Source organism: Rhizobium leguminosarum (genome assembly GCF_004123835.1).
Classification (GTDB): domain Bacteria; phylum Pseudomonadota; class Alphaproteobacteria; order Rhizobiales; family Rhizobiaceae; genus Rhizobium; species Rhizobium leguminosarum_M.
On the sequence record NZ_MZMU01000003.1, the window covers coordinates 1,013,745 to 1,032,667 of the forward strand.

Genomic DNA, 18,923 nt, shown 5'->3' on the forward strand with positions numbered 1-18,923 from the left:
GCCGCACGATCTCAACAGCGAACAGATTCGAGTGCCCGCCTTTGAAGAGACGGGTGCGTTGCCATATCCGCGATCTTGAGGTGGCCGATCGAGGCTGTCGATCTCTGCCGTGCTCATTCGGTGCGAATACAGTCGCCTATGCACCGCCTTCGTAAGACACCACCAATGGCCTCGCATGCGCGGGGCCTTTTTCTTTGGAGACGATCAATGCCCAGGAACCCCTCAACCGGCGTCTATTCAAAGCCTGCCGGTACGACACCCTCTGTCGGCCAGGTCATCGACCCCGTGCCATGGAATGCGCTGACGACCGACCTCGGTAACGAAATCACCAACTCGCTGCCGCGCGACGGCTCGGCACCGATGGTCGCCCCCCTAAAAGCCGCAGGCGGAACAGTGTCCGCGCCGGGTGTCGGCTTCGCCTCGACCCCGCAGACCGGCCTCTATCTGAAGGGCGGCGGCCTGCTTGGCTTCACGCAAAACGGCGTCGACGTCTCGTTCGATAAGGCTTCGGTTTACGCGGCGAAGTCAGGCGATTATACGGCGCTTGCGTCCGACGACAATGCGGTTCATCGCTTTACCGCTGCCGCGACACTCACCCTGACCGCAGCGTCGACGCTCGGCGCAAACTGGCACTATTGCGTTATTGCCGATGGCGGGGACGTGACAATTGATCCCAACGGGGTGGAGACGATCGACGGCGCGACCACGCTCGTCCTCAAGGACGGCTATAGCGTCAACATCATATGTTCCGGCGCCGCTTTCTTCACCAACAAGCTCTTCGCCAGGATACAGAGTAAGGCTGACAGTTCGGCGGTCGGCGATTTCGTCGTCGGACTCATCCTTTCCAATAACGGCGGCAACCCGAACACCCATATCGATTTCACCGCCGGCTCTGCCAGGTCAGGGTCGAGTTTCGTTTCCAGCGCAGCGTCATTCACCAAGAGGGTGACCGGGACATTTGCGGGCGGAACCGGCGCGGGCGGCCTCGACGCCGGCGCCGTCGCAGCAAATGCGACATATTTTGCATATGCCTTGCGCAAGGACGCAGACCTGTCTTTCGACGTTGTTCTTTCCACCTCGGCAACCATCGGCGGCATTACCACGACGCTGCTCGCCGGCTATACAATCGTGAAATGCATCGGCGTCGTACTGACCGATGGAAGTTCGAACATTCGGCCGTTTGTGCTGTATCCGCGTGACGAATATACCTTCCTGACGCCGGTTAAGGACGTGATCAGTGGCGCTATCTCTCCGAGTTCTGCACTCATTGCGCTGACGGTGCCGAATGGAGCGCGGGTTAAGGCAAAATTGAGATTCCAATATACCTCTGCCGCCACGACGGCCTCCGCGCTTTTTTCAGACCCATCGCAGGGGATACTGGCTGCAAGCATCGGTAATGACGGCGGCAACGTCGGCGCTGTCCAGGTTGCCAGCAACTATGCCATCGGCTCAGCGGATATATGGACAAACACGAACAAGCAGATCCGCCAAGTCGCGGGCGCAGCCGGCACTATCTGGATGTGGACCGATGGTTTCTATTTCCCGTGTGGGAGGGCTGCATAATGCCTTTTGAAATTCCGGCTAATGCTTCGCCGCGCTGGTCTGCTTGACGTCCTGAAGTCACGGGTGGCCCAGCAGGACAGGAAATGCAGGATGCCTCGACTATAGCGGAACCTTAGTCAAGGACAGCCCGATGATGGCAGCAGGGTTCGCGGCCATGGGTTTTTCAGCCGCCGAAATCGACGTTTTCTTCCAAGCGGCGTCGGACCTCTAACTGCTCCATCTTTACCTTGGCACGGCGCGCGGCGGCATGGCACGGCTTCTCGATCCATCGATAGAAGGGATAGACCAGAGCAAGGGAAAGAGCGCAGACGATGATCGGCGCCGTCACGATCAACTCAACAGCCGCCGCCGCTATGGCGTGGACGAGGTAAATCGAGAAGCAAGCGGCGCCGATCTTTTCCAGAGACCTTATCGGGCCTCGATCTGTCGCTGTCCTGATCTCTGCCAGTATCCAGCATCCCGCCAGCACTGAAAACGGCACCATCGTCAGATAGAAGCCAGCGCCCGTGTTCGTCGTCGCCCAATAAAGTGCGGAAGCACTTGCGGCAGTCGCGACACGCCAGCCCCAAACACTGCCACGAAGTTTCAGACGGTCGAGATTTTCGGCGAGATAACAGCCAAGCAGCCAGGCAGGTAGCCCGACGACCCAATTGAGCTGCGGCCCGTATTTCATAGCGTTCCCATATTGGTCCGAGCCGAGGCCAATTGCTACGCCATAGGAGGCAATGACCGAAATGGCGATAAGAACCGGCCATCCGATCCGGCGCGATATCGGTAAGATCAGCGGGTACAGGCAATAGTAGACGGCTTCGCAGACGACGGACCAGAGAATGTAGCCGTCGATCGGATTGTAGGCCCTCATGCCCATGGCTTGGGCCAGGATGAAGGCGGCGGTCGCGGGCGGCACGATCCGGATAAACCGACCGGTGAGGAATGGCGCGACTTGGAGGCCACGTAACCGATACGGGTAGTGGATGCAGAAGCCGGAAACCACAAAGAAGGCGATCACGGCAGGGTGGCCGGTGAAGATGTATCGCGAGATCCCAGGCATCGACGGCCCAAGCAAATGCGCGAATACTACAGACAGCGCGGCAACTGCTCTGACGGTATCCAGGCCTTCGATCCTGTTTGAACTCGGAAGTGATCGCATTTCGCCAAGTAACCGCTAAGCGAAAACTTTAGCAATAGACAACCATTAGTGTACCTCACGGTACCTATATTGCCCATCAACAATCCGGAGACCACTCCCGTTCACGTCAAATAACTGGCGCGAGGGACATCCTGCGCCATCTGGTGCGAGGCTGATCGAGGGGCTTCGTCCGATCGGCCGCGCGCTCCTGCCTTTAGGACTCTGGCAAGTTGACGAGGGCAAGGTCGAATGCCCTCGATCTTTTCGCTGTCGGAGAAGCCTTCAATGGAATAGAGGGATTCGAGAGCTGACGAAATTAAATCGTCCCGCGACTTTGGCTGAAGTGGTGGCATTTTCGTCTCCGATCCATACAAATTCGAGAGTCCCAATGGCGTCTGAAAATTTCAATCAACTACTAAATGTTTTTTGGCTTCGGCCTGAAACTGCTCTCTGGCGGTACTTGGATATCGAGGCGATGCGAGACTTTGAGTTTATCGGTCGCTCACTCGATTTCGGCTGCGGCGACGGCCTGTTCTCATTCATCAGGGCTGGCGGCGAGTTTGATCCCCTCTTTGATGCGTTTCAAAAGACGGCCAACCTTGATCGTTTTTACGAGAAGGTCGACGTGTTCGATGCCTATGACGATAGTTACGCGCCACTAGTGGCAAAGAGGCCCGATTATCAGATTTCTGTTGGCTTCGACCACAAGCCAAATTTGCTGAAGAAAGCGGCTGGATTGGGTCTTTATGCCGAGACCGTTGTCGGCGACGGAAACGAGCCTCTGTCGTTTGAGGATGATAGTTTCGATACGATCTTCTCCAACATTGTTTATTGGCTGAATGATCCTGCAATTGCGATGGCAGAGCTTTGCCGAATACTGCGGCCCGGCGGGCAATTGTGCCTGATGCTGCCGAACGCGACTCTTCCGGACTACAGCTTTTTCAATCGCCTATTCGTGCAAACCAAAGATCCCGCGTGGAGCTGGCTCGACGAGCTTGACCGAGGCCGTTTGAGCGACAACATCAAACAGGCAGCGAGCGACGAACAATGGCGGGAAATCTTCGGGGCTGCCGGACTGAAGGTCCGTCGTCACTCGAACCATTTGTCGAAACACATTATTCAGGCTTGGGATATTGGGTTCAGGCCGATGTTCCCGGCATTCTTAAAAGCGGTGGAGGCAATTCCGGTCGACAGGCTAGCTGATGTGAAGTCAGAATGGGTGGAATCGCTGAAGCGGTTCGCAGTGCCATTCGCGGCGACTGAAATCCATGATAATCCGACCAACGCGTTCCACTGCTACGTCCTCAGCAAGTAAGCTATGGTGAATGTCCTGCGGCTTAGTAAGGGTCGGACAGGCACAATCACGGATCTTCAAGGCGGTTCTTCGGAGCCGCCTTTTTATTTGCCTAATCCATAATCCGGAGCCCACCCCATGCTCGTCCATAACTGGCGCGAGGTGCTGAAGCGTGCCTGGTCGGTGCGGTTGATGGCGCTGGCGCTGCTCATCATCATCATTGAGCCCATCTACACCTTCGTCGCCGCCACCTGGGTGTCCCGCAACATCTACATCCAGCTCGCCATGTCGGTAGCGACAGGGCTTCTCGCCGTTGCGGCGATTGTCGCCCGCATCTTCGTCCAGCAGAAAATCTCAGGAGACCTGAATGGCAAACCGCCTGCAGAAGGGTAGTGCCGCCGCGGCCATGGCCGTGGCGCTCGTCGGATCGTTCGAGGGGCTGCGCCAGAATGCCTATCCCGATCCGGCCACGCAAGGGAAGCCGTGGACGATCTGCTATGGCAGCACCAATGGCGTCAAGCCGGGAGACCGCAAGACGGTGGAGCAGTGCAGGGCGCTCTTGGCGCTGGAACTGCTGACCTATGCCGGGGGCGTCGAAAGCTGTGTGCGCGTGGCCCTGCCGGATGCCCGCTTCGTGGCGCTGACCTCATTTGCCTATAATGTCGGCGTCAAGGCGGCCTGCGGCTCGAGCGCGGTCAGGCTCATCAACCAAGGCAGGACGGCCGAGGGCTGCGAGGCGCTTTTGAAGTGGAACCGTGCCGCCGGCATCGTCTTTCCGGGCCTCACCCGGCGCCGGCAGAAAGAACGCCAGTTCTGCCTCGAGGGCATCTGATGTTCGGGCTCCTCGACACGCTCAAGATGGGCGCCGGCATTGCCGGTGGCCTGATGCTCTATCACCTCTATGCCGTCTCGATCGGCTATCCCTCGGCGGCAAGGCAGGCGCGCGCCGGCTATGTCCTTGTTGCCGAGAAGAGCGCAGCCGAGGCGAGAGCCACCGAGATGGAGCGCCAGCGCAATGCGGCGGGGGCGGCCGGCGAAGAGCACCGCAAGCGCCTCGCCGCAGCCTCGGCCGCCGAACAGGCCGCCAGAGACACACTCGAAACCGAGATCCAATCCTATGAGCTTCAGCTTTCGGAAAAGAACCGCGCTTGCGCTGTCACTGCTGCTGATCGTCAGTGGCTGCTCCGCCACTGAGCGATTGAACAGGGCGGCGGTGACGAAGGGGCAGGCGGCGGCCGGTATCGCTCTGCCGCCGCTGCCGGACGATCTCCGCCGGCAGGAAGCGCATGCGCCTGTTGTGGAAGGCGAGCCCGTCATCGCCATCCTCGCCCGCGAGCGCCAGGCGCTCGACCGCGCCAATGCCCGCCAAGGGCGCACCATTCAGTTCTACGACGACCTCACCAACAGATATGGAACACGCCGATGATGAACGCTATTTCGCTTGCCCTGACCAACCCGATGCTGAGCGGTGGGGGCGGGGCCGGCGGAGACCCCGATCGCTACATGTTCTTCGCGACCCGCAACCGCATGCCATCAGGCAGTCTCGTCACCGCCGCATCCGGCGCGAATTATGTCTGCACCAAGATCGTCGTCAACACGCCGCAGTACAAGACCAGGACCTTCCGCTTTCACCTCTCGGGCTTCGCTTCGACGGAAGGCGGCAACTCGCCGCAAGAATCGGTCGTCACCGGCACGATCGGCACGCCGGGCAATTCCGTGGTCGCCGATGCGATGTTCATCAGGGCGGCCGGCGTCTTCTACCAATGCACCTTCGCCGGCCTGAACACGGTGACCGTCGCTGACCAGACGAACGGCGCCTGGACGGATGAGCTGACCATTCCCGATGTCGCGCCGGAAAGCGAAATCGAAATCTGGCTGTTCTATCATACCGCCGTCGGCGAGAAGATCTGGCCGGTCTACCGCATCCAGAAGCATCGCGGCGAGCGCGTCTGGGGTGCGGGCGATCTCGCCACGCTGCTCGCCTTCAAGGACACCCCGCTTGCCGACAGTACGGCCGCACTCGACACGAATTACGCGACCGTCACGCAGCCGCAATATTACGGGCCTGACTTCATGATCGCCAAGGGCGATTGGGATGGTCGCGCGATCATTCTCGGCCTTGTGGACAGCATCGGTGAAGCGCGCCAGCAGTTTTCCGCGGCTGCCGATGCGCGCGGCAATCTCGGCTGGTTTCGCCGCTGGCTCGATAGGGACGGCAGCGTCGGCCGCATTCCGCATCTGATGATCGGCATGCCGGGAGCCGGTTCCGTGCGCGAACTCACCGGCAGCGGTGCTGCGATCGCGACCCGGCGCTGGGCCATTCTCGACGAGATCACCGCCTTCAACAACAACAAGAAGCCGTTCACCGTCATCGCCAACCAGATGGGGCAGAACGACACGGCCGCCACCTACACGCAGTTCTTCAACACCAATTACAGAAGCTTGATCACCAGGCTTCGGACGCGCTACCCCGGCGTCAAGATCGTCGCCTTGCCGCCGCTCGGCCGCACCGTGTCCACCCGCGCGGTCACCCTGACATCGGTCGGCACCGTCGTGACGGCAACGATCGCGTCCGGCATCAACGGGCTCGCGACCGGCCAGACGGTGTCGATCTCGGGCGCGGCGCAGACGGAGTATAACGGCAATGTGGTGATCACGGTCACCGGGCCAAACAGCTTCACCTATAATTTTGCCGGATCGGCGACATCGCCCGCGACCGGCACAATCACCGCCAACGACCTCTATCTCAGGGCCGCCTACCAAAGCTTCTCGGCCAGCAACACCTGGCCGGCGGACGGCACGGATGCCTCGGGCAAATGGCGGCTGCGCGCCGATATCCTGGCGAAGACCTCGGCCTGCTGCGACGACGCGATCGACACCTATGCAGCCTGGGTCTCCGGTGAAAGGGATGCCGTCTGGCCCGGCATGCTGGAGCTGCCGAGCACCACGGTGACGGTGCAGTCGGGCACGGACGGTGTTGCGACCTACACGACGATCGAGGTTGCGGATGCCAGCATCTTCGGGCCGGAGCAGGAGATCAGCACCTATGCCGGGCCGGATGGCCTTGCCCGCCTGTCGACCACGTCGATCGGCAGCATCTCCGGCAACACGATCACCATCTCGATCCCGCGCTCCACCGTGCTGCCGGTCGGCTCCATCGTCCGCCCGAGCGTCACGCCGGATGGCGTTCATCCCTACGGCGCCGTGATCGACCGTGTCGTGGGCGACATTCCCCAATCCGAAAAGCTGAAATTCAATCCATAGGTATGTTGCCCGGAAGTGTGCAGCGGTTCCGGGGTAACGAGATGCGTCAAACAAACAAAGCGGGTCTGGGCAGAGATGACATCCAATGACGATATCCTGCGCGCTCTCGGGCGCGTCGAGGGCAGGTTGACAGGCATCGAGGAAAACGTCGCGCTTCTGCGCAACGAGGTCAGCGACGAAAAGGCCAACGCCCACGACAGCCGCGCCGTGATCCACAAGCGGCTCGACGAGCAGGCCAGGCAAATCGCCCACCTCGACACCAGGATGGCGATCAGCGGCGGCGCGGATGCGCAGATCCGCGAGGAGATCAAGAGCCTCAAGGAGACTGTCGAGAAGAACCAGGAGGCGGTCGGGCCGGCGCTTGAGGAGTGGAAGCGGATGAAGACGATCGGTTATGGGATATCGGGGTTGATTGCCTTTGCGGGACTGACGATCGGCGGGATGATTGCCTATGCGAGCGATGGCGCGGTGGCGGCGTTGCGGCATTGGTTGAAGATCAATTGATCGGTCGATTGTAATCCCTGGAGAGGAAGACAGGCGCTCTTCATGCAGACATGACCGATTGGTCCTTGACCGCAGTACACCGCCTCGGTGGCTTTTCGATCAGTGGATCGAGGGTTACGTTGAGGAAGGCAGAGCCCTCATTATTCTCTTTACAAGCACCGGCAGACCGGCGGTTTCTCACTTGCCCCAAACCGAAGCAAACACCCCCTAAATTTTAGATATCGCTGACGAACAAATCGGCCGCCTGTCGGTTTTCCTCTCAGGAGGAAACAGTCATGAAGAGCATGAGCAATCGCCAAGTTCGCATCCCCGGCCCGCGAGAGCACGATGTTGCGGAACATTGCCGCAAATTCGGCATCGGCCCGGCGGAGGAGAAAAAGCTGAAGAAACTTCTAGGCTCTCGGGCGCCGCTGCATGAAATCCAGGCCAATGCTCCGCCGCGCCAGCCAAGGTGGCGTTAGTCGGGAGACGTGCGAAGCGGTTTCCCAGGGAATTGCATAAACACAAAGGTTTAGAGCGTCCCCGGCCCCTAACTGAACGTTGGTTTTGCGACGTCGTAAAATTCAGTCGCAAAACCGTCGCTTTAATCGGGATTATCGCAACAGCTTGACGAATCAGCACCTGCTCGACAATTTTATTTCGGCGTGGCCTGCGCCTAACCTCCCAGACCTTCCCCAGCATGGTCTTGAACGGAGGCAAAGGGACTTTCGTCTCAGGCCGCTGTCTTGGTCCGATCGTTTCGGGCGGGTTGCTGGGGAACTGCGTCCGAGGCGTGAAAGGCCTGACAATGACGCAAAACGGAAATCTCAAACGCCTTGTACGTGCTCGCGCAGCCAAAACCGGCGAATCTTACACCGCAGCTCTTCAACATATCCGCCAACGACCGGACGAGCCCGTGATCCGTTCAATACGGATCGCTGTCGCCCAAACATCGCTGTTCAACGATCCTCGTGATAATTCGGCGCTCCGTGCCAGCGGAGCGGAAATGCGCCGTCTTATGGAGGAGGCCCATGAGACAGGCGCTCGCCTCATACACTTCCCCGAGGGAGCGACCTGTTCGCCTAACAAGCGCATCATGTCTGAGAATGGACCTCGGGAAATTGGCCCGTCCGATTGGACTCGCTGCGAATGGAGTGTTTTGCGGGAGGAACTGGAGGCAACCAGAAAATTTGCGAGCGAACTTAAGCTATGGACGATATTCGGCTCCGTCCATCAGCTCACTTCGCCACATCGACCGCATAACAGTCTCTACGTGATATCCGATCGTGGAGAGCTGGTGACACGCTACGACGAGCGTCTGCTATCGAATACGAAAATCTCTTTTATGTACTCGCCGGGAAAAAATCCGGTGACCTTTGAGGTGGATGGTCTCCGTTTCGGCTGCTCGATGGGCATGGAACTGCATTATCCGGAAATTTTCACAGAATATGAACGACATGATGTCGATTGCGTACTGTTCTCCACCACAGGCGAGACGCCTTCAACGCCTTCACTGGCTTTCGCTGCGGAGGCATTAGGACACGCTGCTAGTAATTCCTACTGGATCAGTTTTTCGGCCCATGCGCCGCAGAGCGTCACGGTCCCTTCCGGAATAGCTGCGCCTGACGGGCAATGGGCGGTACGATGCCCCACAAGTGGGGAAGCTGCGATCGCTGTTACGACCATCAGAAACGATCCAGAGTCTCCTGCAAGACCTTGGCGGCGAAACGCTCGTGCCGACCTTTACACGCCTCACCAGATAGATGGTGATCCGAGGAGTGACGGTCGCAACCTATTCTGACGAATAGGCGTTGGTCAGCGGGGGTGGGTTTACCCGCTGACCTCCCGGTGCACGGCAAGGACGAATTTCCTGCCTTGTCGCGGAGATCTTGACTTCCGAACGCGGCAAAAGTCGGGATTTTTGCAACATACGGGTAGCGGCACAGATGGGGTGGAAAGCAGACGAGCAACTTTTTGTCGGAAGCGCCACAAAGCAGCCAGTGGGCTAAACGAGTTCACCTGAGCGCTCGCCCATGTGACGGAGCCGGGATCCCTCCGTCTTGACCTCCCAGACAAGCGATCCTACAAGATAAAGCATGGCAACACACCTCTGATTGGCCGCGCCTAGCGGCATTGAGCGAAGCGCAGTCCCGCACCCACGCGGGGCCAACTCCACTTGCCAAGCCAAATCAGAGATTTTCAATGCCCACGCTCTACCTCACTTGCGGCCTTCCTGGTTCAGGGAAGACCTCGCTCGCCAAGATCATCGAACACGAAGCATCTGCCCTCCGTCTCACCGGAGACGACTGGATGCACAAGCTTTATCCCGGCATCTCTACGCCGGAAGCCGAAACTGGTCCGTGCCGAGGTAGGGTCGAGAGCCTACAATGGCAGATCGCTCTGCGTGCCCTAAGGCTTCAGTGTAACGTAGTCGTGGATTGGGGAGTGTGGTCACGGGCAGAACGCGACACCTGCCGGAACGAAGCTCGCGCAGCGGGTGCCCGCGTCGTCCTCTGCTTCCTCGACGTTCCATTTGAGGAGCTTTGGAACCGCCTCTCTCGGCGAAATGCCGAGCTTCCAACCGGCACTTTCCACATCGCGCGAGCAGACCTGCTGAGGTGGTCGAAGCTGTTCGAGTCGCCAACCGCCGAGGAGATGGCGCTTTACGATCGGTCAAACCACCCGGCCATCACCGCCCTCATATGATACGCCATAGCGACAGGGGTAGTCCGGGTTTGCGCAGTAGGCGGTTCGGACCAGGTCTTCGATTTCGCGCAGACGAAAGCTCAATCATGGCAGCCTTCTGGCAATCGCGCTCATGCTGCGAAATCCTCAATGGGGTCGGAACCGGCCGTTCAAATGTCGCAAAAATCCTAACTTCCGCGACAAAACCGCCAGCACTACACCCTTCTGTAAATTTCTGTCGCATAACTCACTCGCAAAAGTCAGAGTTTCGCGACAGATATTTGCGACAGAAAGTATTCCACATTTCAGTTAGGGGCTGGAGAGCGGATCAGTCCATGAAAGCTGAACCGCTCTATTTCGTGAAGAGGTCGCGAAAGGCGGTGCATATGAGTGTTTCACGCCGCATTACGGCGTTGATTCAAAGATTGAGCGAGACGAAGCAGCGTCGCGAAGGCGCGGGAAAAACGCCTTTAGCTTGGATTTTTAAATATCGATAGGGTTTAAGATGTGGGCCGACCGTTCGGCTCGCTCGGCTTCGAACCGCTGAAAGCCCCGCTCCGGCGGGGTTTTTCATTGGCGTTGTAATGTGCCTGTCGGTTTTCGCCCGGCGGGAGCTTATCGGTGTGACGGTCGCAACGTGCCCGGGCAAGTTGTCAATGATCTCTCGGCGGAATTTCCGGGATCGTGGCGTCGTTTCTCTGCCGGGAACTTCCGGCAATATCAGGGGTTTTGCCGGCGGATCGCGCGGCAGGTCTCGTCTCCTGTACCACTGCTACCCCTGCAGTTGCTGCGCGGTCCACTCCAAGCAGTTCACGGAAAGACTTTGCTCCCGGCTATTGGCACGGGCGAAGCCATGTTTTTCGTCCGTCATGCGTGATGGCTCAAGAAGGCACAGCTGCGCGCTCAGAAAGCGTGTCAATGCCGTGGTTGCCGCGACAGCATCAGGATGTAGTCGTCGGCGATATCGGCAATCACCATGGCGGCTTCCGCGGCCGTGTATCCCCTGCCGATGGCGTCGCTGACGATTTTCATCACGGCCGGTTCAAGCGCTTCCCGGCAGTCGGACAGGCTTTCGACATGCGGGCATTTTGGACGAAATTCCAAGACGTTGTTCATGGCGCACCCTCCATTCGATTGAGCTCGGGCCCGATGAAGGCAAGCCGGCCTCTCCGGGGAAAGGCGGGCCACGGTTCCGGCGAGCTGCTTCAGGAACCAGAAATGTTGTCGTGAAGCTACGATGGCATAGGGGCGGGGGTATTCAAGTGCATGCTGATATTAAGGTAAGCCAGTAGGGTTAATTCGTCCGCTGATGTTGCATCGTGGCATCGCCGGCAGATATAAAGCCGGCAGTCGCTAGCGCATCGGCCCGAAAATCGGAATCGATTTTCGGAAGCACGATGCGTCGATTGAACTGTTACAGCGTCCTTTGCGCGTCTGAAAGACGCGCGGCGCTGTAATACATGTCATCCAAAAGTTGCAGCGGTTTGGGACGACGACATCTGCCAGGCCATTTATGCTTCAGGCGCTGATGCGCCGGCCGGCCTTGTCCGCCTCTTTGCGATTGGCGCCGTGCTTCTCGATGATGTCCCTGGCATCCTCGTTGGAAATGCGATGTTTCTTGGCGAAGTAGATGACGTCGTAGGGCGCCTCAGTGACGGCCGCTTTGGCGGGCTGGATCTTTTTCGTTGTGTCATTGGTCATGATTTTTTCCTTCCATGGAAATGTTGCGCTGACGTGCCAACGCCATCGTCTCCGGATCCGAGGATCGGAGAACCGGCGCTCTCACGTCGGCATCAATCGAAGAATTGGCTTCGTGCCGTCTTATCGATGCGCTCGGGCCGTCATATGTTTTTCCCAGATCTGGGTCGCCTGCGCTGCCGTGCCGGTCTTGTGGAAGCGCAGCAGGTGCAGTCCTTCCGCCCGTCGTTTTTCGTTAAAGGCGCTGTTTTCGTAGTCGGTGCCTTCGACAATGCTCTCGCTTTGAAGAACGGCCTTCAATTCCTGCACGTAATGTCCGGTGATGTTGAAAAGGGCTTCATTTCCAGGTGCGTCTGTCATCGTTTTCCCTATGAGTGGTCGCGTGGCATTGAACGCGGTGCCGGTTCAGCTAGCCACGTTGGTAAGATGCATCAAGCAATCCGCGCCCCTATGGGAAAGGCTGGTATCGGACAGCGTTTAGCTGGGGGTGTCTGTCTGGAGTTCCATATATCATGCAGCAGCGCCGCCTTGCGAATCAAGGATCAAGGCGCGGCCAGTCTGAACGCCCGCATGTTAAACCACTTGCCTTCCCGATACCATCTCAATCGAAATACCGAAGAATATGGAGGGGGCAGGGCTGTCTTCGCTTTCCGCGCTTAAGGCAAACGATCCCGGTTCCCACCAGAACGGTTGCTTCTGCAGGAGAGACCAGGCGTGGATGCGTTCGTCATGCCGGGCCGGCGTATCGGTCAGTTCATCATAGGTGCCCTGAACAAGCACGCTCTTCCACGTTCGGTTTTCGCCGAATTCTTCAACCTGAACACAGGCGGGTGAATGGGCCCGCAATAGATCAATCTTCAGGCCCGGCATGGAAAATATGAAAAGCCGATCTTTTTCATAGGCATACTGAATGGGAACTATATAGGGATATTTTTCGCCGAGGCATGCCAGATGGCCACGGGTGTGGCCTGCCAGAAAGGCGAGGCAATCTTGTTCACCCATTTCTCGCAGTTGCATCGCGTTATCCAATTCCGTCAGCGTTCAGCCTTCGTTTGATCGGCAGCAAAGCGTCTTGACCGCCGCAACAGTCTTGCAGTGCCTACCAGAAGACATCGTTGAGAATGATATAGACGATGAAGGCCAGACAGATTGCTGGTGTCGATTTCACCAGGAAGTCGATATACCGAAACCTGCCGATATGCTGAGCGAGGCGTTTCCACGAATGGATGTTTACCGTGGAAGACATGATGCCCTCCTTTGGTTGGGGCCGGATAACTCTGATTATCCCGGGAAGCAGCGCCCGTTCACAAGCTGCCACTACACCAAATATGGGCGCCAAACATCTGCGCTACAAGGCGTGGCGGATTGCCGGTCCGGCAGAGAGATCCCGCTGTTGTGCACGATCGCAAAGGGCGGCGCGGAGGTGCCAGGATTGCTGGGCACGTCCACACAGGATTGCACTTCTACCTCAACCATTGCTTCGATCAGTTTCAGCCGATCGAGCTTCCGCCGTTGATCGTCGTAGAGCCTGCTGAGCAGCGCATAGGCCGATCCGGAGGGTCTGCCTTTGCGCAATAGTTTCCTGATCACCATTTCCTGATCGGCAACGCGATGCGCGGCCATCACGATATGGCGGCGTGCCAGCTTCAGGTCTTTCGGGCGATATCGCGTGCAAACCATATGCTTTGCTCCTCCGGCGGTGCGGGACGATGGCCATTTCAGCGCGCTGGCGCCATGCGCCTTCAAGCGATCAGCGAAAATCTGCGGCCGTCAGCGTGAAGTTGTTTCCGCGTCGATGCTGATAGGCTCTCGATGCGGCCTCCTGAATGGAGGAACGCGCCGCATCGAAGGCATTGAGATAGGCGGCCTCGGAAGAGTTTTGGGTGATCGCGCTGCCGAGGGCTGCCTCTTCGACCAGAAACCTGACTTCGAACATGCCGTCATAGCCGGTGAAGCGGACACCTTTTCGCGCTTCGTCGAAGCTGCGGCTTCTATTGGGAAAAATAAGTGCCATTGCGGTTATCCTTGGAAGTGGGCTCGGCCGATCTGCGGAACTCGGGCACCGGTGATGATGATGGATGCACGAGGGAGCGAATAGCTTGACGCCGGATGTCCAGCGACCAGCCTGCCTGAATGTCAAAGCGTCGGCAGACTTTAGTGGATGGTCTGCACGATAACCCGGTTTTCAAGCAAGGCTTCCGATGTCTTGATCAAGCGCATCGTACCCGTGATAACCTCATCGGAATAGAGCGAATCCGCACGGGATATTTCGTCCGTCATATCGCCGAGAAGTTTGTTGATCTCCAGCAGTGGCGGCACGAATTCCACCAATCCGGCGGCCGCCAGCCCGTGCGTCAGGCGTGCGATCGCCTCTCGCAGCTGATCGACCAGCGCACGCCTTTCCACCGGCAATGCCGACGGCTTTGTGAGGGTCGCTTCATCGTTGAACTGCATGATGCGTATCCTCCTCTCTCTAAAATGGGTTCCGCCCCGCCATTATCAATGGCGGCCGCCGAATGAGGTTGCGGTCAGGTGGCAAAGAGCGCAAGCTGAACTATCGGCGGGCACGATACGGGCACCGCTGCTTGGGGCGCGCCAGTAAACCCTAGCGCCAGTGAACCCTAGCCCCAACGAAGGAGGACACTATGTCTTCCACATCAGATCAGTTTTTCGATATCCACAATTTGAGAATGCTGGACCGTATTCTCCGAAAGGCCGGCTTTCGCGGCGGCGAAACCTATGCGACCGATGACAGCGAGATCAGCGCCACAAGTTTCCTCATTCATTGTTTCCAGATGGGGATCGTCGACGAGGCCGCGTTGAAATCGGCTCTGAAAATGTATCTGGCGACACAGTTGAGTTCAGGCCCGCTTCCGCAGACATTGGAAGACGGCTCCTTTGCCAGATGGCAGGATGACGGCGGCGCCCCGGTGAAAGCCTATCGGATCGCGCGGTATACGGCGTCTGGGCGTGCGGACGCATCGCTGCGGCCGCCGGCTTACCGCTTTCCCAAAACCAGGCTGCCCGAACGACTGTCCGAGATCCCGTGAACGGGCCTGCTGCGACGTCGCCGGCAACTTCCGATCGATTGTCGCGATGATATGACGAACAAGGAAGAAGACATGTCCGGGATTGACGCCGATCAAAAGTACCGGCGCAGGAAACGCGAGAACATCGCCCCCGTGCGGAAAAGCGCGACGTCAAGCTCGACCGCCGACGATCTGATAACGCAGGCTCGTCAAGCTCGGTCACCATCGGCGGAGCAGGGGATCGATAGCGCTGATAAGCAAGCCGATGGTCTGGCGCGTCCACACAAAGGTCCGTTCGACAACGCGACGGCATTCAGCGCTTCCACCTACGACCATGATCTTCCGACGCGGCAACAATTGGAGGCCGCGCAACGCAGCCAGTCCGACGCGATAAAGCGGCAAGAGGCAAACCGCCAAAAGGGCAAATCCCGCATGCGCGCAAAGACAACCGCAAAGACAACCAAACTGAAATCTCCCTGAGCAGGAATAGAGGAGCGGACGGCGCCCTATAGATTTCTTGCCGACTGAGCGGTGCTTGGCTCCAAGGCCTTCCGCTCAGGTCTGTCGAAAAGCCCGCCTCAGGCAGGCTTTTCCTGTTTGCGGCAAAGCTCGGGCGACCGTCACGCCGCCCCAAACGGCACGGCGACGAAAGTTTTGTTGCCGTCGCGTTCGACAAGCAGCAGCACCGACTTGCGGCCGGCCTTGCCGGCATCGGCAATCGCGGTCTTGACGTCGCGGGCGTTATGAACAGGTCTGTCGTTCACCGAGACGATGACATCGCCGGACTGGATGCCGGCGGCAGCTGCCGATTTATCAGGGTTGACCTTGGCGACCACTGCGCCGCTGATCGAGCGCGGCAGGTTGAGCTGCTGGCGCACATCGGGCGTCAGATCCGCAAGGCCGATACCGAGGCTCGGCTGACCGCTGCTCTGGCCTTGGGCGTCGGGGCTTTCGGCCGCCGCCTGCTTCTGCCCTTCCTCATTGGTGCCGACCGTGACGTTGAGCTCGATCGTCTTGCCGTCGCGCCAGACGCTGAGCGCTTCCTTGGCGCCCGGCGCAAGATCGGCGACCAGGCGCGACAGGTCCTTCGGCGTTTTGACGCTCTCGCCGCCGACGGAGGTGACGATATCGCCGGGCTTCAGGCCGGCATGCGCTGCCGGCGTATCGGCGGTGACGGCGGCAACCAGCGCACCGCCGGTCTTATCAAGGCCGACGGCATCGGCGACATCCTTGGTGACCGGCTGGATCTGCACGCCGAGATAGCCGTGATCGATCGAGCCGTCCTTCTGCAGCTTGGCGACGATCGCCTTCGCCTCGTCGGAGGGAATGGCGAAACCGACGCCGACGCTGCCGCCATTCGGCGAATAGATGGCGGTGTTGATGCCGACGACATTGCCGCTGCGGTCGACCAGCGGGCCGCCAGAATTGCCATGGTTGATCGGCGCGTCGATCTGGATGAAATCGTCATAGGGCCCGCTGTGCAGGTCGCGGCCGCGCGCCGAGACGATGCCTGATGTCACCGTGGTGCCGATGCCGAAGGGGTTGCCGATCGCCAGAATCTGGTCGCCGAGTTTCAGCCTGTCGGAATCGCCCCAGGCAATGGTTTGCAGTGGCTTCGGCGCCTGGATTTTCAAGACGGCGACATCGGATTTCGGATCGGTGCCGATCAGCTTGGCCGGCAGTTCCGTGCCATCATCCAGCGTCACCTTGATGTCGACGGCATTGTCGACGACATGGTTGTTGGTGACGATCACCCCGTCGGGGCTGATGATGAAGCCGGAGCCGAGCGCCATTGCCTGCTGCGAAGGCCGGTTTTTCGGTGCCTGACGCGGCAGCGGGATACCCTGATCTTCGAAGAACTGGCGGAACTGCTCGTCCATCGGCGACTCCTGCTCTCCGGCGCTGACATCGGTCGCCTTCATTGTCGTGGTGATGGTGACGACGGCAGGCTTGTCGGCATCGACGATGGACGCGAAGGAGCCGCTGGGGGCGAGAACGCTGCCGGTATCCGACGGCGCGGCAACGGCATTGGAGGCGTTGATTGCGAAGGGCAGGCAGGCTGCGCCCGCGATGATGGCGGCCCCGACAAGGGCTGCAGTGCGATGGTTGCGGAGGATGTGTGGCATGGTGGTGGTCCCTTGGGTGATGATCCCTTGCGAGAGCGTTGGCTTGGATGGCGTCGTGGTTCCATGTCCTGGGACCTGGCGTCGGATGGCGTTTGGCGCCAATTCCTCTGGGGAATGCGCAGTCGTCGAGGGGCGGCGACCGGGGAAGAGAAGAATTGGCGCTCGGGATTCATATGATCCCACCAAGCGGATTTACAAATTAAAGTTTGATCATGTTTATATTGCCGATCTGTAAGATATGACTGGAGTTTAATCTTCGCTCCCCCAGCGTTTGAGCTTCTCAAAAAATCCGGCCCGATTTTGCCGCGCTCGTGTCCTCCGCGATGTTTTCATTCGAAAATAAGTGGACTTATTCCCGGAGGCGGTGATCCGTTCGCCGCATGCCTCCGTAATTCGCCGACAGACGAACTTGTTGCTCTTTCTGGAAGTTATATTCCGGGATCCTGTTGCGAATATAAAATGTTAGTAGACTCTAAATTATTTCTTCTTCAGAAAGTAAAGGCCGCGATTCGAGGGCAAACGAGTCTCGCGGGCTAGATATAACGGGGCGGTGGGGACGGCAGTGGAGCGGGGGCGGAAGGGCAGGCGCGGCGCGCATGTGAAGTTGAGCGATGTGGCGAAGAAGGTGGGGGTCAGCCCCATCACCATTTCGCGCGCGCTTCGCAATCCTGAAATCGTCTCGGAGGATCTGCGCCAGACCATCCTGCGCACGGTAGACGAGATGGGGTACACCCCTAATCTTGCCGCCCGGGCGCTGGCCGGCCGCCATAACGGCATCATCGGCGTCATCACGCCCGCTTTGCACCATCACGGCTTCGCCGGCCTGATGATCGGCATCGAGGATTGCTTGCGCGCCACCGAATTCCGCGTGCAATATTCCAATACGCTCCACCATGCCGACGGCGAGGCCGGCGAGCTCAAATCCGTGCTGACGCAGAAGCCGGCCGGCGTCATCATCGCCGGCGCCGAATCCTATCGTGATCTTCTGCCGCTGATCGAGAATGCCACCTGTCCGATCGCCCATATCACCGATCTCAGCCAGGAGCCGGCAACGCTGGTCGTCGGCCTCGATCATCATGCGGCAGGCGCCGAACCCACCCGCTTCCTGCTGTCGAGGGGTTATGAGAGGATCGGCTTCATCGGCCGCGGCACGGATATTCGCTCGCGTCGCCGGAAGGAAGGCTATGAGGCCGCGCTGCGGGAAGCGGGCCGTTTCGATCCCGATCTCGCCATTGGCGGAGATGAAGGAAGCAGCACCGGCCTCGGCAGGGAATTGTTTGCCCGCCTGTTGCAGCGCGTGCCGGATATTGATGCCGTCTTTGCCCAAAGCGACGATCTGGCGCTCGGCGTGCTCATCGAATGCGCCGTGCGCGGCATCCGCGTGCCGGAGGATGTCGGCATCTGCGGCTTCAACGATCTGGAATTTTCGGCCTTCACCCAGCCGACGCTGACGACGGTGCAGATTGCACGCTACGATATCGGCTACCGCGTCGCCGACATGCTGCTGCGCGCCATCCGCGACGAGCCGCCCGGCGAAGACAAGGTCGATTGCGGCTTCTCCATCATCCCACGCGGCTCGACGCGGTAATCCGAGACGATATGCCGAATGAAATCTCACTGAACTAGGCGCAGTCCAGATTATTCCTTATATT

25 protein-coding genes are annotated in these 18,923 nt (G+C 59.0%); 15 read left to right on the plus strand and 10 right to left on the minus strand.

The annotated features are described in order from the left end of the window. The first annotated feature begins 207 nt into the window (after nt 1-207). On the plus strand, nt 208-1,563 hold the full coding sequence (locus B5P46_RS08760) for a hypothetical protein (RefSeq protein WP_129418328.1): 1,356 nt from the start codon (nt 208-210) through the stop codon (nt 1,561-1,563). Nucleotides 1,564-1,726: 163 nt separating this feature from the next. On the opposite strand, the gene B5P46_RS08770 is transcribed toward B5P46_RS08760, so the two are convergent. Then, nucleotides 1,727-2,713 carry an acyltransferase family protein gene (locus tag B5P46_RS08770; protein ID WP_129418329.1) on the minus strand — a complete coding sequence of 329 codons (987 nt, stop codon included), beginning with the start codon at nt 2,711-2,713 and terminating at the stop codon, nt 1,727-1,729. Between the two features lie 367 nt (nt 2,714-3,080). Between B5P46_RS08770 and B5P46_RS08775 the strand changes: the two genes are divergently transcribed. The 11 genes from B5P46_RS08775 (at nt 3,081) to B5P46_RS34325 (ending at nt 10,915) form a co-directional block, all read left to right on the plus strand. Further along, the gene (locus B5P46_RS08775; protein ID WP_129418330.1) at nt 3,081-4,007 is read left to right on the plus strand and encodes a class I SAM-dependent methyltransferase; all 927 of its coding nucleotides are present in this window, start codon (nt 3,081-3,083) and stop codon (nt 4,005-4,007) included. Nucleotides 4,008-4,124: 117 nt separating this feature from the next. Next, entirely contained in the window at nt 4,125-4,379 is a 255-nt protein-coding gene (locus B5P46_RS08780; protein WP_129418331.1) for a hypothetical protein, read from the plus strand. Further along, nucleotides 4,354-4,818 carry a lysozyme gene (locus B5P46_RS08785; RefSeq protein WP_129418332.1) on the plus strand — a complete coding sequence of 155 codons (465 nt, stop codon included), beginning with the start codon at nt 4,354-4,356 and terminating at the stop codon, nt 4,816-4,818. Before B5P46_RS08780 ends, B5P46_RS08785 begins: the two co-directional genes overlap by 26 nt. Then, nucleotides 4,818-5,180: a hypothetical protein gene (locus B5P46_RS08790; RefSeq protein ID WP_129418333.1), complete on the plus strand. Its 363-nt coding sequence runs from the start codon at nt 4,818-4,820 to the stop codon at nt 5,178-5,180. Before B5P46_RS08785 ends, B5P46_RS08790 begins: the two co-directional genes overlap by 1 nt. A 19-nt stretch (nt 5,181-5,199) precedes the next feature. Then, nucleotides 5,200-5,412 (plus strand): hypothetical protein, encoded by a 213-nt coding sequence (locus tag B5P46_RS08795; protein ID WP_129418334.1) that lies wholly within the window; start codon nt 5,200-5,202, stop codon nt 5,410-5,412. Further along, a complete protein-coding gene (locus B5P46_RS08800) occupies nt 5,409-7,250 on the plus strand; it encodes an SGNH/GDSL hydrolase family protein (RefSeq protein ID WP_129418335.1) in 1,842 nt (613 codons plus the stop codon). The genes B5P46_RS08795 and B5P46_RS08800 overlap by 4 nt, the downstream gene beginning before the upstream one ends. A gap of 75 nt (nt 7,251-7,325) precedes the next feature. After that, a complete protein-coding gene (locus B5P46_RS08805; RefSeq protein WP_129418336.1) occupies nt 7,326-7,754 on the plus strand; it encodes a DUF1515 domain-containing protein in 429 nt (142 codons plus the stop codon). Between the two features lie 275 nt (nt 7,755-8,029). Next, nucleotides 8,030-8,215, plus strand: coding sequence for a hypothetical protein (locus B5P46_RS08810; protein WP_003546334.1), 186 nt, complete (start codon nt 8,030-8,032; stop codon nt 8,213-8,215). A 326-nt stretch (nt 8,216-8,541) separates the two neighbouring features. Beyond that, entirely contained in the window at nt 8,542-9,534 is a 993-nt protein-coding gene (locus tag B5P46_RS08815) for a carbon-nitrogen hydrolase family protein (RefSeq protein ID WP_129418337.1), read from the plus strand. A gap of 332 nt (nt 9,535-9,866) precedes the next feature. Further along, complete coding sequence (locus tag B5P46_RS08820) at nt 9,867-10,439, plus strand: AAA family ATPase (protein ID WP_432431469.1); 573 nt, start codon at nt 9,867-9,869, stop codon at nt 10,437-10,439. Nucleotides 10,440-10,753: 314 nt separating this feature from the next. Next, nucleotides 10,754-10,915, plus strand: coding sequence for a hypothetical protein (locus B5P46_RS34325; RefSeq protein ID WP_164986463.1), 162 nt, complete (start codon nt 10,754-10,756; stop codon nt 10,913-10,915). A gap of 418 nt (nt 10,916-11,333) precedes the next feature. Here the strand turns inward: B5P46_RS34325 and B5P46_RS08830 are convergent, their stop codons facing one another. The 8 genes from B5P46_RS08830 to B5P46_RS08860 form a co-directional block, all read right to left on the minus strand. Next, nucleotides 11,334-11,534, minus strand: coding sequence for a hypothetical protein (locus B5P46_RS08830; RefSeq protein ID WP_129418339.1), 201 nt, complete (start codon nt 11,532-11,534; stop codon nt 11,334-11,336). A gap of 402 nt (nt 11,535-11,936) precedes the next feature. After that, nucleotides 11,937-12,119 carry a DUF3606 domain-containing protein gene (locus B5P46_RS08835; protein ID WP_129418340.1) on the minus strand — a complete coding sequence of 61 codons (183 nt, stop codon included), beginning with the start codon at nt 12,117-12,119 and terminating at the stop codon, nt 11,937-11,939. Nucleotides 12,120-12,239: 120 nt separating this feature from the next. Next, a complete protein-coding gene (locus B5P46_RS08840) occupies nt 12,240-12,476 on the minus strand; it encodes a hypothetical protein (RefSeq protein ID WP_129418341.1) in 237 nt (78 codons plus the stop codon). A gap of 213 nt (nt 12,477-12,689) precedes the next feature. Beyond that, complete coding sequence (locus B5P46_RS08845) at nt 12,690-13,133, minus strand: pyridoxamine 5'-phosphate oxidase family protein (RefSeq protein WP_129418342.1); 444 nt, start codon at nt 13,131-13,133, stop codon at nt 12,690-12,692. Between the two features lie 82 nt (nt 13,134-13,215). Then, nucleotides 13,216-13,362, minus strand: coding sequence for a hypothetical protein (locus tag B5P46_RS34330; protein ID WP_017959492.1), 147 nt, complete (start codon nt 13,360-13,362; stop codon nt 13,216-13,218). Nucleotides 13,363-13,433: 71 nt separating this feature from the next. Then, nucleotides 13,434-13,796 (minus strand): hypothetical protein, encoded by a 363-nt coding sequence (locus B5P46_RS08850; RefSeq protein WP_129418343.1) that lies wholly within the window; start codon nt 13,794-13,796, stop codon nt 13,434-13,436. A gap of 70 nt (nt 13,797-13,866) precedes the next feature. Next, entirely contained in the window at nt 13,867-14,130 is a 264-nt protein-coding gene (locus B5P46_RS08855) for a DUF1488 domain-containing protein (protein WP_027664972.1), read from the minus strand. Between the two features lie 140 nt (nt 14,131-14,270). Beyond that, the gene (locus tag B5P46_RS08860; RefSeq protein WP_129418344.1) at nt 14,271-14,570 is read right to left on the minus strand and encodes a hypothetical protein; all 300 of its coding nucleotides are present in this window, start codon (nt 14,568-14,570) and stop codon (nt 14,271-14,273) included. 191 nt (nt 14,571-14,761) lie between these two features. On the opposite strand from B5P46_RS08860, the gene B5P46_RS08865 reads away from it, so the two are divergent. Then, nucleotides 14,762-15,166, plus strand: a complete 405-nt coding sequence (locus B5P46_RS08865) for a hypothetical protein (protein ID WP_129418345.1) — start codon at nt 14,762-14,764, stop codon at nt 15,164-15,166. Between the two features lie 72 nt (nt 15,167-15,238). Continuing rightward, on the plus strand, nt 15,239-15,625 hold the full coding sequence (locus B5P46_RS08870) for a hypothetical protein (RefSeq protein ID WP_129418346.1): 387 nt from the start codon (nt 15,239-15,241) through the stop codon (nt 15,623-15,625). A gap of 140 nt (nt 15,626-15,765) precedes the next feature. Here the strand turns inward: B5P46_RS08870 and B5P46_RS08875 are convergent, their stop codons facing one another. After that, the gene (locus B5P46_RS08875; RefSeq protein ID WP_129418347.1) at nt 15,766-17,271 is read right to left on the minus strand and encodes a DegQ family serine endoprotease; all 1,506 of its coding nucleotides are present in this window, start codon (nt 17,269-17,271) and stop codon (nt 15,766-15,768) included. A 598-nt stretch (nt 17,272-17,869) separates the two neighbouring features. Between B5P46_RS08875 and B5P46_RS08880 the strand changes: the two genes are divergently transcribed. Further along, a complete protein-coding gene (locus B5P46_RS08880) occupies nt 17,870-18,859 on the plus strand; it encodes a LacI family DNA-binding transcriptional regulator (RefSeq protein ID WP_206735324.1) in 990 nt (329 codons plus the stop codon). Nucleotides 18,860-18,923: the final 64 nt, after the last annotated feature.

Bases quoted from the DNA above. Each gene is read 5' to 3' on its own strand.
- B5P46_RS08760 (WP_129418328.1), top strand. From the start codon at position 208: ATGCCCAGGAACCCCTCAACCGGCGTCTATTCAAAGCCTGCCGGTACG.
- B5P46_RS08770 (WP_129418329.1), bottom strand. From the start codon at position 2,713: ATGCGATCACTTCCGAGTTCAAACAGGATCGAAGGCCTGGATACCGTC.
- B5P46_RS08775 (WP_129418330.1), top strand. From the start codon at position 3,081: ATGGCGTCTGAAAATTTCAATCAACTACTAAATGTTTTTTGGCTTCGG.
- B5P46_RS08780 (WP_129418331.1), top strand. From the start codon at position 4,125: ATGCTCGTCCATAACTGGCGCGAGGTGCTGAAGCGTGCCTGGTCGGTG.
- B5P46_RS08785 (WP_129418332.1), top strand. From the start codon at position 4,354: ATGGCAAACCGCCTGCAGAAGGGTAGTGCCGCCGCGGCCATGGCCGTG.
- B5P46_RS08790 (WP_129418333.1), top strand. From the start codon at position 4,818: ATGTTCGGGCTCCTCGACACGCTCAAGATGGGCGCCGGCATTGCCGGT.
- B5P46_RS08800 (WP_129418335.1), top strand. From the start codon at position 5,409: ATGATGAACGCTATTTCGCTTGCCCTGACCAACCCGATGCTGAGCGGT.
- B5P46_RS08805 (WP_129418336.1), top strand. From the start codon at position 7,326: ATGACATCCAATGACGATATCCTGCGCGCTCTCGGGCGCGTCGAGGGC.
- B5P46_RS08810 (WP_003546334.1), top strand. From the start codon at position 8,030: ATGAAGAGCATGAGCAATCGCCAAGTTCGCATCCCCGGCCCGCGAGAG.
- B5P46_RS08815 (WP_129418337.1), top strand. From the start codon at position 8,542: ATGACGCAAAACGGAAATCTCAAACGCCTTGTACGTGCTCGCGCAGCC.
- B5P46_RS34325 (WP_164986463.1), top strand. From the start codon at position 10,754: ATGAAAGCTGAACCGCTCTATTTCGTGAAGAGGTCGCGAAAGGCGGTG.
- B5P46_RS08830 (WP_129418339.1), bottom strand. From the start codon at position 11,534: ATGAACAACGTCTTGGAATTTCGTCCAAAATGCCCGCATGTCGAAAGC.
- B5P46_RS08835 (WP_129418340.1), bottom strand. From the start codon at position 12,119: ATGACCAATGACACAACGAAAAAGATCCAGCCCGCCAAAGCGGCCGTC.
- B5P46_RS08840 (WP_129418341.1), bottom strand. From the start codon at position 12,476: ATGACAGACGCACCTGGAAATGAAGCCCTTTTCAACATCACCGGACAT.
- B5P46_RS08845 (WP_129418342.1), bottom strand. From the start codon at position 13,133: ATGCAACTGCGAGAAATGGGTGAACAAGATTGCCTCGCCTTTCTGGCA.
- B5P46_RS34330 (WP_017959492.1), bottom strand. From the start codon at position 13,362: ATGTCTTCCACGGTAAACATCCATTCGTGGAAACGCCTCGCTCAGCAT.
- B5P46_RS08850 (WP_129418343.1), bottom strand. From the start codon at position 13,796: ATGGTTTGCACGCGATATCGCCCGAAAGACCTGAAGCTGGCACGCCGC.
- B5P46_RS08855 (WP_027664972.1), bottom strand. From the start codon at position 14,130: ATGGCACTTATTTTTCCCAATAGAAGCCGCAGCTTCGACGAAGCGCGA.
- B5P46_RS08860 (WP_129418344.1), bottom strand. From the start codon at position 14,570: ATGCAGTTCAACGATGAAGCGACCCTCACAAAGCCGTCGGCATTGCCG.
- B5P46_RS08865 (WP_129418345.1), top strand. From the start codon at position 14,762: ATGTCTTCCACATCAGATCAGTTTTTCGATATCCACAATTTGAGAATG.
- B5P46_RS08870 (WP_129418346.1), top strand. From the start codon at position 15,239: ATGTCCGGGATTGACGCCGATCAAAAGTACCGGCGCAGGAAACGCGAG.
- B5P46_RS08875 (WP_129418347.1), bottom strand. From the start codon at position 17,271: ATGCCACACATCCTCCGCAACCATCGCACTGCAGCCCTTGTCGGGGCC.